Source organism: Spirosoma montaniterrae, assembly GCF_001988955.1.
Classification (GTDB): domain Bacteria; phylum Bacteroidota; class Bacteroidia; order Cytophagales; family Spirosomataceae; genus Spirosoma; species Spirosoma montaniterrae.
Genome location: NZ_CP014263.1, coordinates 4,571,592 through 4,587,745, shown reverse-complemented (window position 1 = coordinate 4,587,745; position 16,154 = coordinate 4,571,592). Strand labels below are relative to the sequence as shown.

Genomic DNA, 16,154 nt, shown 5'->3' with positions numbered 1-16,154 from the left:
CAGAGTTATGCCGTCTTCAATAGTTGTTAACGCTCGCTTTTTGACTCAGCCCATCACGGGTACGCAACGATTTGCTATCGAATTATGCCGGGGTCTCAAGCAACTGCGCCCCGATATTACCCTATTGGCACCAGACAGGATTATTCATAAAGATATTGCCGAGGAACTGAACGTGCAGGTTGTAGGGCGGATGCGTAAAGGTATACTTTGGGAGCAGTTGGAGTTACCATTACTATTGAATCGTCTTGGGAACCCATTGTTGCTGAATTTTTGCAACTTGGCCCCAATCATGTATCGTAACAACGTTGTCTCCGTTCTTGATCTATCATTTAAACTTCACCCAGAGTGGTTTTCCCGCAGATTTTCACTGCTTTACAATTTCTTTATACCTCGCGAAGTAGCGGGGGCAAAGCGAATCATAACAATCAGTGAAAATACGAAGCAGGACATTGCCCAGCACTACGGAGTTCCACTAACTAAAATAGATATCGTTTATCCCAGCGTATCGTCAATATTTCTGGAGCCTCCGGCTCAGAAATTACCTAATAAGTATGGGTCGTACATTCTCGCTGTTTCATCGATTGACCCGCGAAAGAACTTTGCCGGATTGATAGAAGCTTTTAAAGCAGGCAATTTCGGCGAAACTAAACTACTAATTGTTGGATCTGAACACAAAGTGTTTGCCGATAATCGTATTAAAGAACTGGTAGCTGGCGACCCCCGTGTTGTATTCACTGGTTATGTGAGTGACACTGATTTAGTAGGTCTGTATCAGAATGCGCAAGTGTTCGCTTATCCCTCTTTTTTTGAAGGCTTTGGCATTCCACCACTTGAAGCAATGGCCTGCGGCTGTCCAACGTTAGTATCGAATACAACCAGTTTGCCCGAGGTGTGTGGAGATGCAAGCGTTTATGTGGATCCACACAAAATAGAGAGCATAACGAATGGGTTAACTACCATTCTGAACGATGCTGCCCTGAGGAAAAGCTTAATTGAAAAAGGCTATCAAAGGTTGCCACTTTTTGATCTAAATAAGTCGGTTATAAAGCTTATGGACGTGATTAAAGAAGTTAGTAGCCCGAATTCAACTGTATTATCTTAACATATGATGCAGAAAATCAGGGTAGGAGATTAGCAAAGTCAACCTATGAAAGTAGAATTATTCGATGGAGTATTAAAGTTTAATTATTGGCTACTGCTGATAAATACGATTGTTCTTATATGGTATTTGGTGGGCTGGTATAATCAGTATCGTAGAACAGGGAGTTATATAGACTATTGGCGTTTTAATATGTTTTTGGTCTTTTTCATTCCTGTATTGGTAATGTATCCTTTTAGTAGTGCCAATCTGAATGTCTTTGCCGTGCTAGGATACGATAATTTATATACAATAGAGAAATACTCAGATAAGGCATATATAGTTACAATGATTGGATTTACTGGCGTTTATATTGGAAAGTACGCTTATGATGTTTATAGGCCAGTTATGGCAGTCGAAGCAATTATTAAACCATTTGCAATTTCATTAGGAAGATTATTTATAGCCGTTACTAAAAGTACATCAGTGATACGCATTTTCTCTACCTTTTATGTAATGGTTCTATGCGGGTTTGTTTACTTCGCGGCTACATCCGGTTTAATTAAGAACCCAAGAGAATTCTTCAAGTTAAATACACAGTTCGCTCCCATATACACACTTATACTGTCAACTTTTGAGTTCGTATTTTTAGCTATATCAACCAGAGCTTTACAGTACGGAAAAACAGTTGATAAGGTCTTACTGCTAAGCTTTGTGTTTTTTGGTTTTTTTCTTGGAGTGAGAGCACCTTTAATCTTACAAGGTTTAAGTTTTGGGGTTTTGTATGTTTTATACAGAAACAAAGGGTACTTCCCGTTTATAAAAGTTATATTTATAATAGTTGTCACATTAGTAATTGTGATGGTACTTGCCTTCATTAGAAATACTAGCAAAATCGACAACATTGATCCCAACTTAGCCATCATCTCTTTCATCCCGGAAATTTTTTATGGGAATACTTTCTCCGATTTGAGAGATTTCAGTTGGGTTCTTGGTAACTGGGATGGTGAACTATATTGGGGACTAAGCTATTTCGCAGCTTTCATGTCGTTTATTCCGTCCTCAATTTACCCTATAAGAGAAGCGTATGGTATAGGAAGAATAACTGTAAAGGCGGCTGGTCTGGACACTGTCACTCATCCGGGCCTAAGAATGGGCATTTTTGGGGAGATGTATATCAATTTCGGAATAATTGGCGTAATAATTTTTGGTTTCTTATGGGGCTATGTGTTGAGAAGACTATCAGTTTTGACGAAAAAGTACGCTTCAAATGGTGATGTTATTAAAGCAAGTAGCGTGATCCTATACTCAAGTTTTGTGTCATATTTGACAGTTTCAGCAGGATTTTGGAACTTCTACATATCTACGTTTCTGCTAATTGTGTTGTTTATTTCATCCCGCATACAGTTTAACAAGTAGGATCTATTGTAAATATCAAGATGCAGGAATTTAAGAAACATGATATATTCATATAAACATAGTGGGAAAGTAGGACATAAGATTAATTTGTCAGCATCAAGTTTTTTTCTTAAAGAGATAGGTATATAACATGAATCTGTATATTTGCTTAATCATACAACGCTACGCACTTATGGTCAGACAACTACTATGTACGTTTAGTATGCTAGTTCTAATAGCATCACGAGTGTACTCTCAGTCGAATTACGTCGCTACTTCACCGTCATCTACAACACCTGGCTCTGACAACACGCTAGTAGGTGTTGGTGCGGGAAACCTTAATATGACTGGATCTAGCAACCTATTTATTGGTAGGGGAACAGGCACCATGAATATGGGAGGTACCCAAAATGTGTTCTTAGGTACGTCAGCCGGTAATAAAAACTCATCTGGTCAAAGTAATGCGTTTGTTGGCTATAACTCTGGCTTTAATAATACGACTGGTAATAATAACACATACATTGGGTCAGGAGCCGGTTATAGAAATAATGCCGGTTACAATAATGCCTTTTTAGGGTATCAGGCTGGTTTTTTTAATCTAAGCGGCAATAATAACTCGTTTTATGGATCGGGGGCGGGTTATGCGAACGAGTCTGGTTCAGATAATACCTTTTTAGGGTCTGACGCAGGAGGTAGCAATTCCCAGGGAAACTACAATGTGTTTGTTGGTGCATTAAGTGGATCGTCTAATACGTCTGGTGAAGGTAACACTTTTATTGGGGCAATGTCAGGTCTCAGCAATAAGGATGGCATCGGTAATACCTTTATTGGCAATTCCTCTGGTAAGGCAAGTGTTTCATCATCCAATAATACTTTTTTAGGACACCTCACTGGATTTCAGAATACCTCTGGCTATCAGAACGTGTTTATTGGCACAAACTCAGGTTACAGTAATACTACGGGGCACTCCAACCTATTTTTAGGGTTCTTATCTGGTAGTGCAAATAGTAGTGGTGTAGGTAACTCTTTTATTGGGGTTGGCTCGGGTCTTTCAAACACAACTGGTAGTAATAATACATTTATTGGCTCTAATGCAGGGGTTAATAATCAGGATGGTGGTTTGAATATCTTTATCGGTACACAAGCTGGTAATCAAAATAGATCCGGCAATAATAATCTGTTTTTAGGCACACAAACCGGTTATTATAATACAAACGGTAACGCTAATACATTTTTAGGGAATAATGCTGGTCAGCAAAATCAGTCTGGTAGTTCGAATCTCTTTATTGGAACGAGTGCTGGTTTTCTAAACGTAGATGGTGCCAACAATGTATTTATTGGCACAAATGCAGGTATTCAAAATCAATCAGGCAGTTCTAATACATTTGTTGGCAATGGGGCTGGTGTTCCCGCTTCTTCGCCAAATCTCACTAATGCTGCTGCAATAGGCTCTAATGCTCAGGTAACAGTAAGTAACGCATTGATTTTGGGTAATAATGCTAACATCGGTATAGGTAACACGGCACCAAATACCAAGCTGGAAATAACGTCAGCTACATCGGGTGTGAGTGGGCTACGGTTCACTAATTTGACAAACGCAAGCTCGGCTGCGCTAATCAACCAAACTAAATTTCTTACAGTCAATGCTCAGGGCGATGTTGTTTTAGGCAGCACTAACAGCGGTGGACGCTTGGCTGCTACAGAGGACAGTTATTGGTCAATAGCAGGTGAGAATGTTGTAAATACAAATACAGGTGGCGTGGTGATTGGACAGGGCGTTACGAAAACTCCAGCCGGATATCGTTTGTATGTAAAAGATGGGATTCTTACCGAAAAAGTTAAAGTAGCTATTGCCAGCACCAATGATTGGAGCGACCGGGTTTTTGATTCTTCATATAAGCTGAAGAGTTTAAACGAGGTAGAAAAATACGTTGAAAAATATAAGCACCTGCCCGGAGTTGCCTCGGCAGAAGAGGTTGTTCGTGAAGGAATCGACGTTGGTAAGATGGATGCTAAACTTCTGGAAAAGATAGAGGAACTGACGTTGTACATGATTCAATTAAAAAAAGAGAATGAGGAGCTAAAACGGATCTCGAAGCAACTTGAGAAGCGTGTGAACAACATAAGGCGTAATGCTGCTAAAAAGCAATAATTACTCTACAGTATTTCAATCGGTAGGCAGGTGATAACCATGTTCGCAACAAAGCTCTGTTTTTTCAGGCAGAGCTTTGTTGCTTTGTTACTTAGATACGTAGTATATCAGCTTATCTTGATTGGCAATGGCCTTTGTTCTAACACAAATTTCATTCAGACCTCATAAGCTATTCATCAAAATACTTGCTATTATTACACCTGTAAATCACTTTGATGAGATTTTTATGTTAGAGAAGGAATACAACGCAAAGGATGAAAGTTACTATGCTCATGCCAGATATGAAATGCTTGCCTACATTCCACCGCATGTAAAATACGTTTTGGATGTTGGTTGCAGCAGTGGTGTATTTGCGGGTGCTGTGAAAAAACAATTTAATTGCGAAGTTTGGGGGATAGAGCCTGACCGAAGGGCTGCCGAAAAAGCACAGTCTGTTATCGATAAAGTCTATAACACAGTCTTTGACGAGAATATTGATTTGCAGGGCCAAAAATTTGATTGCATTATTTTTAACGATGTACTGGAACATTTGGCAAACCCCTTCGATGCACTTGAGCTTTGCAAAAAGTATCTTACTGATAAAGGCGTAATTGTATCGTCGATTCCTAATGTCAGGTTCTTTGATGCGATGCACCATATTGTTGTTCAGAAGGATTTCTACTATGTAGGAGCAGGCATTTTTGATAAAACTCACCTACGTTTTTTCACCAAGAAGAGTATAGAAAGAATGTTTGTTGAAGCAGGTTATAAACTGGCTAAGGTTGAGGGAATTAACTCGCTCAGAGAAATTAACCCGAAGGGTTATAGAAACTTCAATATTCTTAACTCAATCTTATTGAAGTCTATTGCCGATATGGAATTTCAGCAATTTGCTGTCGTTGCCCACTTGTAAGCTTTCTTAAAGTAGCGGGCCAAACTTAGATTCAGAGCGTTCATAAACAAGGGTATCGTTGATAACATTTCAATTTCCCAACGTGTTTGTCTACTTTTGCCAATGAGTTCCGTGTCCAAAGTGGTAATGGGCAACACCTTACTATGAAAATTGCGCTTGTCCAGGATGGGTTGATGTGTCGGGGTGGAGGAGAGCAGGTAGCATTGTCATTCCATAAAGCCTTTCCCCAAGCCCCTATTTATACGCAGTGCTATCAACCTCACTTAACGTTTCCTGAGTTTCAGGGTTGCGACATTCGCACTACTTGGCTACAGCAAATCGCTAAAACGGATGACTTGATGAAGAACTTATTCTTCCCGTTTGGCATCTGGGCAATGCAGTCGCATGATCTCACCGAATACGATGTAATAGTGATGTCGGGTACACATTGTGCTAAATACGTTAAAGTTCGACCGGACGCGCTGGTAATTAGTTATAGTTTCACGCCGTTTCGTTTAGCTTGGGAGCCGACTTCATATGCACAATACGCACAGGCAGGATCAGTCAAGAAAGGCATCTTTGATCTCGTACTCAATTATCTACGAGACGTTGATTTTAAATATGGTCAGAGGCCCAATCATTATGTAGCTATGACGGATGAGACCGCTCAACGGCTTAGGCAGACATACAAGGTTGATAAGCCTATAAAAATTATCAATCCTCCCGTCAACGCGGATAAGTTTTATGTCTCTGACCGGGTTAAGGATTATTTCTTGGTTGTCTCCCGGCTGGAGTACTATAAAAAAGTAGATTTGGTTGTAGAGGCATTTAACCAACTGGGTTACCCGCTTGTTATTGTAGGCAAAGGCGTTCAGGCTGATGAAATAAAGGCGGCTGCTGGAAAAAACATAACGTTTATGAGCGGCTTATCAGCACAGGAATTAGCCGATGTATATGCAGGTTGCCGGGCTTTCATTTTTCCCCAGCATGAGGACTACGGCATTACGCCTTTAGAAGCTAATGCAGCGGGGCGGCCTGTAATTGCCTACAACGCTGGTGGGGTTTTAACTACGCAGGTCTCAGTCTCAGTGCATAATAGCCCTGAGAAAGCAACAGCACTACTCTTTACTGAGCAGACGGTTGATAGTTTAATTGCTGCTGTGAAACAATTTGAGCGTATCGAAGATCAGTTTAATTCAGTTTATATCCGTCAACATGCGGAACAATTTGATGAATCGCTGTTTATTAAACGTATTCAGGATTTTGTTCACGAAAAATACGCAGTGTTTCGTAAAGAAATTGTAGTTTAGGGCTATAAATCAAGGATATTCAGATAATGACAAAACTATACGCCCTCGCTTTATCCCTGCTACTGAGTGGAGCAATTAGCTTTGCCCAAACGCCCAAGCAGCATTTGCGTATTCAACTTACCTATACCGGAAGTGGTCGGCACCTTGAGCAGTCTATCGAAACCATCGAGGCTACGAGCACGGTACAACCTGCTACAGACGTTGCCTATCAGGCTGGTGGGTCGGTAACGTTGTTGCCCGGCTTTGAAGCGAAGCAGGGCAGCACCTTTTCGGCGTTCATAAAGCCGGTGTCGTTGGTAGCCACTTCAGAGTTTCCGCTTCAACTATCGGCATTTCCGAACCCGTTCGAGCAGTCGACAATAATTGAATACGCGCTGCCTGCCGATGGCAATGTCAGCCTTTGGGTAACAGACGCGCAGGGGAAAGTGGTTGGTCAGTTGGTGCAGAATGAAGTGCAGTCGGCGGGTAAGCACCGGATCGAGTGGAAACCGCAGTCACTGGCAACGGGCGTATACATTCCCATTATTGAAACAAATCAGCAACGGGCTACCAGTCGGTTAATAAAAAAGTAAGCTTTTAAAACCCTTACAGGTATCAGAGCAGACCTACGCTTTAGGCGTGGGTCTTTCTATTTGTGACTATCTTTGCCGGAGACTGTTCGCTCGATAAGCTGTGTAGATAGCAATAAAGCTTCATGTGCGGCATTATTATTGTGCAATTAAACTCAGCAGCAAACGTCCTTTTCATGCACCTCCTCTCTCGTCAATACAGTATCTATGCAATTCTGGTCGTTCTGTTGCGGGTAAGTACCAATCAATCAGTGGCTCAGGCTATTCACCCGCCCGACCAGTATGTGGGCGAAGTAGGAACATACATAGCATCGTCGACGCAAACCCCATTCTGGCTACGAACCAATCAATATGGCATCGTGCCGAAGCAATCGCCACTAATAACAGTTCGGGCAGGCATCTACAGCGACTACGACACAACCGGCAACAGCAGCCGACGATGGCGCGAATCGGCCTTTCAGTTCGGTTATGGTGTGAACGTTGTTGGCAATATGGCACCAAATCTACTTTCGTATGAGCGGGCTGTATTGCTGCCCGAAGCTTATCTAAAAGTTCGGCGGGGCGTTTTCGAGATGTATATTGGTCGTCGGCGCGAAAAGTTTGGCTTAGCTGATTCGACTCTGTCAACAGGGTCATACGCGTGGTCGGGCAATGCCATGCCCGTGCCCAAAATACAGGTTTCTATCCCGGTTTTTACGCCCATTGGGTTTACGAAAGGCTGGCTTGCTGTCCAGGGAACCTATGCCCACGGCTATTTAGATGCCGAGAACTACATACGCAACACAATGTTGCATCAAAAAAGCCTGTATCTGCGATTGGGTAAACCAACCAGTTCCGTTCGTTTGTATGGCGGCTTCAACCATCAGGTGGTGTGGGGCGGGCGCACTGCCGACGGCGGCACCGCAGGGGGAACCATTCCGGTTGGCGGGAAACTTCCTTCAGGATTGGTCGACTATTTTTACGTAGTAACAGGCATTAACCGAGGGCGAACGGATACCACGAAGTACACCTATTTTGATCTGACAAACCGGGTGGGCAACCACTTGGGGTCTATTGACGTGGCGGCAGAAATTGATCTGGTGCGGCACACGCTATACCTGTACCGGCAAAGCCTGTTTGAAGACGGGTCATTGTATTCGCTCATCAATATTACCGATGGGCTGAATGGAATTCGTATTCGCCGGAACGATCCTACTGCAATCGTGCGGGACATTCTGGTCGAGTTTCTGAATACGACAAGTCAGGGCGGGCCTATCTTTATCATCGATGAGGCAAGATTTCGTGGTAAAGACGATTACTTCAATCATCAGCAAATTCGGAACGGATGGGGGTATCGGCAACACACTATAGGCACTCCCTTTATTCCACCGGCACTTGGCCCGAACAACGAATACCCTTACGGAACGTTTACGGCCAACAACAGGGTGACAGTACTTCACCTGGGGCTGTCGGGCAGTTTGCCTGTGCGGACCTCATTCCTGACCGGGCCTGTTGCCTATCAGACAAAGCTCTCGTATAGCCGAAATCTGGGTACATATAATACGCCGTATGTACCTGTCAGAAATCAGTTTTCAGGATTTATCGGGTTTATCGCTCCGCTTGATTTATTGGGTGGATTTGATTTAACGGCGAATGTAGCTGTTGATGCTGGTACGTTGTATCGGCAGGGCGTTGGTGCTTTTTTCAGTGTACGAAAACAATGGTTTGCCACGCAGAGCAGGTAACGGTAATGGGCTACCCGTTTCGTTATCAGGTTGTTTATGCCAGATTTTTGCTGCTATTTTGTAACGTTCTGGAAACACCGTAAAATAAGTTCGGCTGAAAAGCACCTAATCTCATTCGTAAATTAGAGCTATTGGAATACAATTTGTTCTAATTTACGAAGTGGATTCAACTTTCCTATGAGGCACCGATATTCCATACTATTCTTTCCATTGCACGTTTTCGTTGATTTTCTCAGCTTAAACGCGGCTTTTTTGGGAGCATACTGGATTAAATTTCGGACGCTCGACAGTGTGAGCGAACCTCCGTATGCATCGTTCTGGCTGCTGTTCAATTTGATCTGGCTGCTGGAAATACTACTTCTCAAACCCTATATTTTCCCGCGTCAGCTCTTTAAAGCAGACCATTTAATAAAGAAATTGCTGATGTTGATAGCTATTCACGTCGCCGTCATATCAGTGTACTGGGTCGCTGTCAAAGGCTATTATTATTCGCGGGAGCATTTACTGATCACCTATACTTTGTTTGTAAGCTTAGGAGCCGCCTTTCGGATAGGTGGGCTGATTTTCCTACGCGAATACCGGGCGAGAGGGTATAATAACCGGCGGTACGTTATTGTGGGCTACGGTAAGCTGGCGGCAACGATTCGCAGTTTTTATGATACGCACCCTGAAATGGGTTTTCATTTTTACGGCTATTTCGATGACCCCAAGCCAGATAATACAGGGTTGCTGACGGGAGACTGCACAGACCTACGGGCATTTATCAAAGAAGAACGCATCGATTGTGTGTATTGCTGTATGCCCTACATCGATAATACACGCCTGAAAGAAATTGCAGATCATGCCGAAGAAGCCGACTATCAGGTTAAGCTCTTAGTCGATTTCCGTGGGTTTTTACTGAAAGGCGCATCCGTCGAGTACCACGATTTCCTGCCTGTACTGAACCTGTCGTCGCAAATGCTGGTCGACTTCAGAATCAATATATTCAAGCGGGGATTCGACATTGCGTTCTCGCTCGGCGTATTGATTCTGGGTATGCCCATCTACCTGATCATGGCACTTATCACGAAGATTACGTCGGCAGGACCGGTGTTGTATGGGCAGGAGCGTATTGGCCGCGACGGTAAACCATTTACCATCTACAAGTTTCGGAGTATGTACGTCGATGCCGAAAAATCCGGTCCGGTTTTATCGGCTGGAACGCTCGACAGGCGCATCACACCCTGGGGCCGCTTTATGCGCAAAACCCGTTTAGACGAAATTCCACAGTTTTATAATGTTCTGAAAGGAGATATGTCGGTTGTTGGACCCCGGCCCGAACGACAGTTTTTTATCGATCAGATTGTTGCCGTTGCTCCTGAATACCGCTCGCTGCTGAAAGTGAAACCGGGCATCACCTCGATTGGCCAAATCAAGTTTGGCTATGCCGCCAACTTAGACGAAATGGTGCAGCGGCTTCGTTATGACTTACTCTATCCCGAACGCCGGTCGTTTCTGTTCGATATGTGGATTATCGCACAGACGCTTCGGGTTATGGCGCAGGGACGCGGTAAGTAATCATATCCTCTAAGCCAATTGGCGGGCTGTTGGCTAATGCAACTATTTATGAGACGTATCGTATGGCTGGCTGGCTGGTGTTTATTAATTATCTGTGGTGTATTCGAAACCCATGCTCAACGCAGTAATCAATACCAGATTGAAGCGGGCGGAATGGCGGCTTCTGACCAGACACCTTTTTGGTTACGCGCCAATCAGTACGGAACAGTACCGCTGAAAACCCCCATTGCTCGTGTTGGTGCCCGTCTGTCTGCTGATTATCGATCTGCCGATAGTACCACCTACAAACCTAAAGCAGACTGGGGATACGCGGCTGAAGTATTAGTCAATGCCGGCCTGACAAATCAGTTAATACTACCCGAAGCTTATTTGAAAGGTCGCTTCGGTGCCTTTGAAGCCTACATCGGTCGGCGACGGGAAGTTGTTGGCTTAGTCGATACGCTGCTTTCTACTGGTGCCTATTCGTGGTCGGGGAACGCACTGCCCATTCCCAAAGTACAAATCGGCCTGCCCGTTTACACAGCCGTTCCGTTCACCAAAGGCGTTGTATCGTTCCTGGGAGCTTTTGCACATGGCTGGTTTGAAAACGCCAATCGGTTGGTTACGGGGTCTTTTCTGCATCACAAGTACGTATATGGCCGGATTGGTAAACCGTCGTGGCGGTTTCGGCTTTATGCGGGATTTAATCATCAGGTTATCTGGGGCGGGCGGGCCGACCCGGCGGTGCTGGGGCCGGTCGTGGCTGTTAACGGCAGACTGCCATCAACCCTGCGGTATTTTCCGGCGGTTATGTTTGGTACCCGAAACCCCGACCCCGATGACCCAAACATTACCTCGTTTGAAGAAAATCGCATCGGCAATCATCTTGGCTCCCTCGACCTGGCTGCAGACGTTGACCTGAACAACTGGAACCTGTTCATGTATCGGCAATTCATGTACGATGATGGTTCGCTGTTCTATGCCACCAATATTCAGGATGGCTTGAATGGGCTACGAATCCGTAACCGTCGGCAACCTGAAGGAGAATTGTTTTTTCTACGTCAGCTAACGGTTGAGTACCTCTTCACAGGTAGTCAGGGCGGAAGCCTGTTCGTTATCGATAATCCGCAACTTCGTGGTCGCGACGATTATTTTAACCACAGCCAGTTTGTTGACGGCTGGACTTACTTTGGCCGAACCATCGGTACGCCGTTTTTAACGCCCACGCAGGAAACGCGACCGTCGCTGCCGCAGCGATTTCCCATTGCTAACAACCGCGTTAGCGTTTACCACGTTGGGGCAAGCGGTTTGCTGTTAAACAAGGTAGAACTAACAACCCGCCTGTCGTATGGGCGAAATGCCGGTACATATGGAACGCCTTACGTGCCGATTGTTTCGCAGTTTTCGGGACTATTAACGGCGTCGGTCCCGTTGACCATTCTGGGTGGGGTAGTGCTAAACAGTTCGTTTGGTTTCGATGCGGGCGGTTTGCTGCCAAACAGCGTCGGTGGTTATGTGGGTATTCGTAAAACGGGCATCCTCAAACGGCGACCTGCCGTGCCATCACCCCGTAACCCATTCAATAGAATATAACAGCACTATCGATGAAATTCTGGCTTCTTATCAATGGTTAACCAAATCCTTGATGTACTATTCTTATTTTTGTGGACGTTGGTAGCGTAAATAGAGTGAAACTAATGCATGTTGGAATGGTGCGGATGAGAAAGTGCTGGAGTTGGCTAAGTGTATGGATTGTAGTAAGTGTCGGCGTTGCTTCGTGTGGGCAGAGTTCACAAAAGGAACTGAATAAGTCGGCGCAGGCGCTGCGCAGTTGCGCCGATGAGCAGACGGTATCGCCCGATGAACAGAATAATATCCGGCAAAAGATCAATGCTGACGCAAAAACGCAACAGATAGAAGCAATTATTCAGCAGAAGGTCCGCGAAGGCTTCAACGGCAACGTGCTGATTGCCCAGAAGGGCATTGTTCTCTATAAAAACTGCTTCGGGCTGGGGCATTTTGAGCGCAACGAACGCGATACGCTGGTCGAAGATTCCAAGTTTCAGTTAGCCTCGCTGTCGAAAACGTTTACCGCTGTTGGTACGCTCAAGCTTATCGAAGCCGGTAAATTAAAACTGGAGGATTCGATCCAGAAGTTCTACCCCGACTTTCCGTATCACGGTATCACCATTCGCGAACTGCTCAGCCACCGGAGTGGACTACCCAATTATGCCTATGCCTTCGATGATAGCATGAAGGTGAATTTCTACAAGAAAGAAAAACCGTATCCGACCAATGCCACTATTATGCACTGGTTCGCCACGGTGAAGCCAACACCGAAGAAATATAACGTGCCGGGGCGGGGGTTCAGCTACAGCAATACCAACTATATGGTGCTGGCGTCGATCATTGAAAAGGTAACGGGGCAGTCTTACGAAGCGTTTATCCACAAAAATATTTTCGAGCCGCTGGGAATGCATCAGACGTTTGTGGCAACCACCAAAAACGACTCGATCAATTACCACCGCACGGCAGGATACCAATGGAATCGGCGTATTCCGAAAGATTATTATGACGACGTAGTGGGCGATAAGGGCATTTACTCAACCATTGGCGATTTATTCCGCTGGTATCGCGCCCTGAACGGCGATTGTCTGCTGCAACGCAAAACCCTCGCTGAAGCGTTTATTCCACGCAGTTTCGAGCGAAAAGGGGCCAAGAATTACGGCTATGGGTTTCGGATGATGCTCGACGGATTTAATAAACCCGAATACATTTATCATTCCGGCTGGTGGAAAGGCTACAACACCATGTTCTGGTTCAGCCCGAAAGATGAATACGTCATTATCATGCTCGGCAATAAGTACAATAAGACCGTGTATCGGGTGAAAGAATTAGTCGACGTACTGGGCGGGCCAAAAACCAGCTCGACCGACGCCGATCAGGAAGTGGAAATTTGAGTAGAGTCGACTAAGGAGTCGGCTTTCTGCTGCATCCATCTTCGTTGTAGCTATGCGCCTGTTGCTTCTTACGTTCGTCTCCTTACTTGTGTTTACGCAAACCGCCCGCGCTCAGGAAGTCATTAAACTCTGGCCCGATAACGCCATTCCGAATGCCATTGCCGGAGCCAGCATTACCGAAAAATCAGAAGCTGGCAACGACGGCATTCTCCGTGTCAGTCAGGTGTCGGTGCCAACCCTGACGGCTTATCTGCCTCCGAAAGACAAAGCTACGGGTGCGGCTGTGATGATCTGCCCCGGTGGTGGCTACTGGATTCTGGCATCCGGGCACGAGGGCGAAGACATTGCCCGGTGGTTCAATGGCATGGGCGTTACGGCCTTTGTGCTGAAATACCGCCTGCCCGACTCCACGATCATGACCAATCCGCACGAGGTGCCGCTCATGGATGCCATGCAGGGCATGAAGCTGATTCGGCAAAACGCCAGCCGCTACGGTATCGACGCCAATAAAATAGGCGTAATGGGGTTCTCGGCGGGGGGGCATCTGGCGTCCACGCTTTCTACCCACTACCACCGGGGCCCAAACGCCAGCGAACAGGCTAAACCCAATTTCTCGATTCTGGTATACCCCGTGGTGACGTTTGGCGATAATGCACATACCGGTTCACGCGATAAACTGCTCGGTAAGCTGAAAAAATCGTCGGATATGGTTGCCTACTACTCGAACGAGTTGCAGGTAACGAGTCAGACACCGCCCACGTTTCTGGTTCACTCACAGGACGACAAGGCCGTGCCGGTCGAAAACAGCATCGGCTATTATCGGGCTTGTTTGAAAAACGGTGTTCCGGTCGAAATGCACCTGTACCCGACCGGTGGACACGGCTACGGCCTGCGCACAGCCAAATTCGGTTCGCTCAACAACTGGCCCGACGCCTGCCGCGCCTGGCTGATGGCGTTAAAATAGCTCATAAATCACTTATCGTTCAGGATCAGCGGCACGTTGCCCCGCCCGCCCATAATCACGATTTTGGCATTGGGCGACTGGGCCAGTTCGCGCTGGGCTTTGATTTGTTCGTACTGCAACTGCTTGTCTGAGAGGCCCGTCGACAGAATTCGCTGGTAGTCGGCAATGCCCTGTGCTTCAACCCGTTTGCGTTCGGCTTCCTGCCGTTCTTTCGCCAGCACGAACTGCATCTTCTGGGCGTCCTGCTCGGCGTTGATTTTCGACTCAATAGTACGCTTTACCGACGCGGGCAGGTCGATGTTTCGTATCAATAACTGTTCCAACATCATCCCTCGCTTGCGGAAATCGGCTTCGATAGTTTTGTAAATACGGGTCTGAAACTCGTCGCGCCGGGTCGAATAGAGGGCTACGGCGTCATAATACACGGCGTTGTCGCGGATACGCGTTCGGGTAATTGGACGTACCACCTTGTCGGTATAGTCGGGGCCGATCTCGCGGTAGATGCGCGGGGCTTCAGCCGATACGATGCGGTAGAGCACGGTCAGATCAATCACGACTTCCAGCCCGTCGGCGGTAAGTACCCGAATGGCATCATCACCTTGTTTTTCGCCTTCATCGTGCGTTGCCGACATGGTGTAGTTCTGCGTTTTCACGTCGAACTCCGTTACATTGGCAAGCGGATTCACGAAGTTCAGGCCCGACTCAAGCGTGCGGTCGCTGACATTACCGAACAGGGAAATAACACCTACCTGCCCGGCGTCGATCTGGCGAATACTGGCGGTAAGCAGGCCCAGCACAATTAGAACGGCCCCAATCACTTTGACAGGGCGTGAAAAGCGCGAAAACGTCAGGGAGGGGGTGTTGATGGCAAAGCCCACGATGAGGGCAACGATGCCGAGTGTCAGAAAAAACATTGCAGCGAACAGTTATCAACTAGCAGCCAACAGTTGGCAACTGGCAGTAAGATACGTAGTTTTTATGGTTAATAAACCTAAAACGGATGGCTGTTGGCTGCTCACTGATCAATGAAAAAAAGGCATCCGGTAAACAACCAGATGCCTTTCCAGACCACACTATTAACCCTTCAGCGTGTTAACGTGATGTCTTGGTAACTTTCTTGGCAGTCTTGCTGCCCGAAGCCGCAGCCGCTTCAGCGTCTTTCTGGGAAACCACTTCGCCTTTCAGGTATAACACGGTTTGGCCCGCTTCGGAATTACTTGTCACCGTCACTGTTTTGGTGAACTGCCCCATAGCGGCTGCGTTAAACGTAGCCGATACATTACCCGTTTTGCCCGGCATGATTGGCTCACGAGTCCAGTTGGGTTTGGTGCAGCCGCATGAAGCCGACGCATCGCTAATGACAACAGGATCAGCACCAGTATTTTTAAACTCGAAGACATGCGTTACAGGCTTGCCCTGCTCAATTTTACCAAAGTCATGCGTTTCTTTGGCAAACTTCATAACGCCCTTCTGCGCGTAGCCAACTGCAACGAAGACAAATAAAGCTACGAAAAGTGAAAAAATCTTTTTCATTGGACTAATCAGAATTATGGTTTGGTTGTTAATATGCTACGCTTACTAAATCGTTGTCA

General features: G+C 46.0%; 13 protein-coding genes. 11 read left to right on the top strand and 2 right to left on the bottom strand.

The annotated features are described in order from the left end of the window. Nucleotides 1-7 precede the first annotated feature (7 nt). The 11 genes from AWR27_RS19725 (at nt 8) to AWR27_RS19675 (ending at nt 14,562) form a co-directional block, all read left to right on the top strand. Nucleotides 8-1,102 (top strand): glycosyltransferase family 4 protein, encoded by a 1,095-nt coding sequence (locus AWR27_RS19725; protein ID WP_077132779.1) that lies wholly within the window; start codon nt 8-10, stop codon nt 1,100-1,102. A gap of 45 nt (nt 1,103-1,147) precedes the next feature. Further along, the gene (locus AWR27_RS19720; RefSeq protein WP_077132778.1) at nt 1,148-2,497 is read left to right on the top strand and encodes an O-antigen polymerase; all 1,350 of its coding nucleotides are present in this window, start codon (nt 1,148-1,150) and stop codon (nt 2,495-2,497) included. A gap of 322 nt (nt 2,498-2,819) precedes the next feature. After that, complete coding sequence (locus AWR27_RS19715) at nt 2,820-4,628, top strand: beta strand repeat-containing protein (protein ID WP_232325879.1); 1,809 nt, start codon at nt 2,820-2,822, stop codon at nt 4,626-4,628. A 127-nt stretch (nt 4,629-4,755) separates the two neighbouring features. Beyond that, nucleotides 4,756-5,520, top strand: a complete 765-nt coding sequence (locus AWR27_RS19710) for a class I SAM-dependent methyltransferase (RefSeq protein ID WP_083732914.1) — start codon at nt 4,756-4,758, stop codon at nt 5,518-5,520. Between the two features lie 143 nt (nt 5,521-5,663). Beyond that, nucleotides 5,664-6,809, top strand: a complete 1,146-nt coding sequence (locus AWR27_RS19705) for a glycosyltransferase (RefSeq protein WP_077132777.1) — start codon at nt 5,664-5,666, stop codon at nt 6,807-6,809. A gap of 26 nt (nt 6,810-6,835) precedes the next feature. Next, nucleotides 6,836-7,381 (top strand): T9SS type A sorting domain-containing protein, encoded by a 546-nt coding sequence (locus AWR27_RS19700; protein ID WP_077132776.1) that lies wholly within the window; start codon nt 6,836-6,838, stop codon nt 7,379-7,381. Between the two features lie 173 nt (nt 7,382-7,554). Next, a complete protein-coding gene (locus AWR27_RS19695) occupies nt 7,555-9,102 on the top strand; it encodes a capsule assembly Wzi family protein (protein ID WP_077132775.1) in 1,548 nt (515 codons plus the stop codon). A 177-nt stretch (nt 9,103-9,279) separates the two neighbouring features. Then, nucleotides 9,280-10,659 carry a sugar transferase gene (locus AWR27_RS19690; RefSeq protein WP_077132774.1) on the top strand — a complete coding sequence of 460 codons (1,380 nt, stop codon included), beginning with the start codon at nt 9,280-9,282 and terminating at the stop codon, nt 10,657-10,659. A 48-nt stretch (nt 10,660-10,707) separates the two neighbouring features. After that, on the top strand, nt 10,708-12,231 hold the full coding sequence (locus AWR27_RS19685; RefSeq protein WP_077132773.1) for a capsule assembly Wzi family protein: 1,524 nt from the start codon (nt 10,708-10,710) through the stop codon (nt 12,229-12,231). A 104-nt stretch (nt 12,232-12,335) separates the two neighbouring features. Further along, nucleotides 12,336-13,598, top strand: coding sequence for a serine hydrolase domain-containing protein (locus tag AWR27_RS19680; protein WP_232325878.1), 1,263 nt, complete (start codon nt 12,336-12,338; stop codon nt 13,596-13,598). Nucleotides 13,599-13,650: 52 nt separating this feature from the next. After that, a complete protein-coding gene (locus AWR27_RS19675; RefSeq protein ID WP_077132771.1) occupies nt 13,651-14,562 on the top strand; it encodes an alpha/beta hydrolase in 912 nt (303 codons plus the stop codon). An 8-nt stretch (nt 14,563-14,570) separates the two neighbouring features. Here AWR27_RS19675 and AWR27_RS19670 read toward each other — a convergent pair whose 3' ends face one another. Together AWR27_RS19670 and AWR27_RS19665 are read right to left on the bottom strand one after the other, a co-directional pair. After that, complete coding sequence (locus AWR27_RS19670) at nt 14,571-15,476, bottom strand: prohibitin family protein (protein ID WP_077132770.1); 906 nt, start codon at nt 15,474-15,476, stop codon at nt 14,571-14,573. 178 nt (nt 15,477-15,654) lie between these two features. Continuing rightward, a complete protein-coding gene (locus tag AWR27_RS19665) occupies nt 15,655-16,095 on the bottom strand; it encodes a DUF1573 domain-containing protein (protein ID WP_077132769.1) in 441 nt (146 codons plus the stop codon). Nucleotides 16,096-16,154: the final 59 nt, after the last annotated feature.

Bases quoted from the DNA above. Each gene is read 5' to 3' on its own strand.
- AWR27_RS19725 (WP_077132779.1), top strand. From the start codon at position 8: ATGCCGTCTTCAATAGTTGTTAACGCTCGCTTTTTGACTCAGCCCATC.
- AWR27_RS19720 (WP_077132778.1), top strand. From the start codon at position 1,148: ATGAAAGTAGAATTATTCGATGGAGTATTAAAGTTTAATTATTGGCTA.
- AWR27_RS19715 (WP_232325879.1), top strand. From the start codon at position 2,820: ATGACTGGATCTAGCAACCTATTTATTGGTAGGGGAACAGGCACCATG.
- AWR27_RS19710 (WP_083732914.1), top strand. From the start codon at position 4,756: ATGGCCTTTGTTCTAACACAAATTTCATTCAGACCTCATAAGCTATTC.
- AWR27_RS19705 (WP_077132777.1), top strand. From the start codon at position 5,664: ATGAAAATTGCGCTTGTCCAGGATGGGTTGATGTGTCGGGGTGGAGGA.
- AWR27_RS19700 (WP_077132776.1), top strand. From the start codon at position 6,836: ATGACAAAACTATACGCCCTCGCTTTATCCCTGCTACTGAGTGGAGCA.
- AWR27_RS19695 (WP_077132775.1), top strand. From the start codon at position 7,555: ATGCACCTCCTCTCTCGTCAATACAGTATCTATGCAATTCTGGTCGTT.
- AWR27_RS19690 (WP_077132774.1), top strand. From the start codon at position 9,280: ATGAGGCACCGATATTCCATACTATTCTTTCCATTGCACGTTTTCGTT.
- AWR27_RS19685 (WP_077132773.1), top strand. From the start codon at position 10,708: ATGAGACGTATCGTATGGCTGGCTGGCTGGTGTTTATTAATTATCTGT.
- AWR27_RS19680 (WP_232325878.1), top strand. From the start codon at position 12,336: ATGCATGTTGGAATGGTGCGGATGAGAAAGTGCTGGAGTTGGCTAAGT.
- AWR27_RS19675 (WP_077132771.1), top strand. From the start codon at position 13,651: ATGCGCCTGTTGCTTCTTACGTTCGTCTCCTTACTTGTGTTTACGCAA.
- AWR27_RS19670 (WP_077132770.1), bottom strand. From the start codon at position 15,476: ATGTTTTTTCTGACACTCGGCATCGTTGCCCTCATCGTGGGCTTTGCC.
- AWR27_RS19665 (WP_077132769.1), bottom strand. From the start codon at position 16,095: ATGAAAAAGATTTTTTCACTTTTCGTAGCTTTATTTGTCTTCGTTGCA.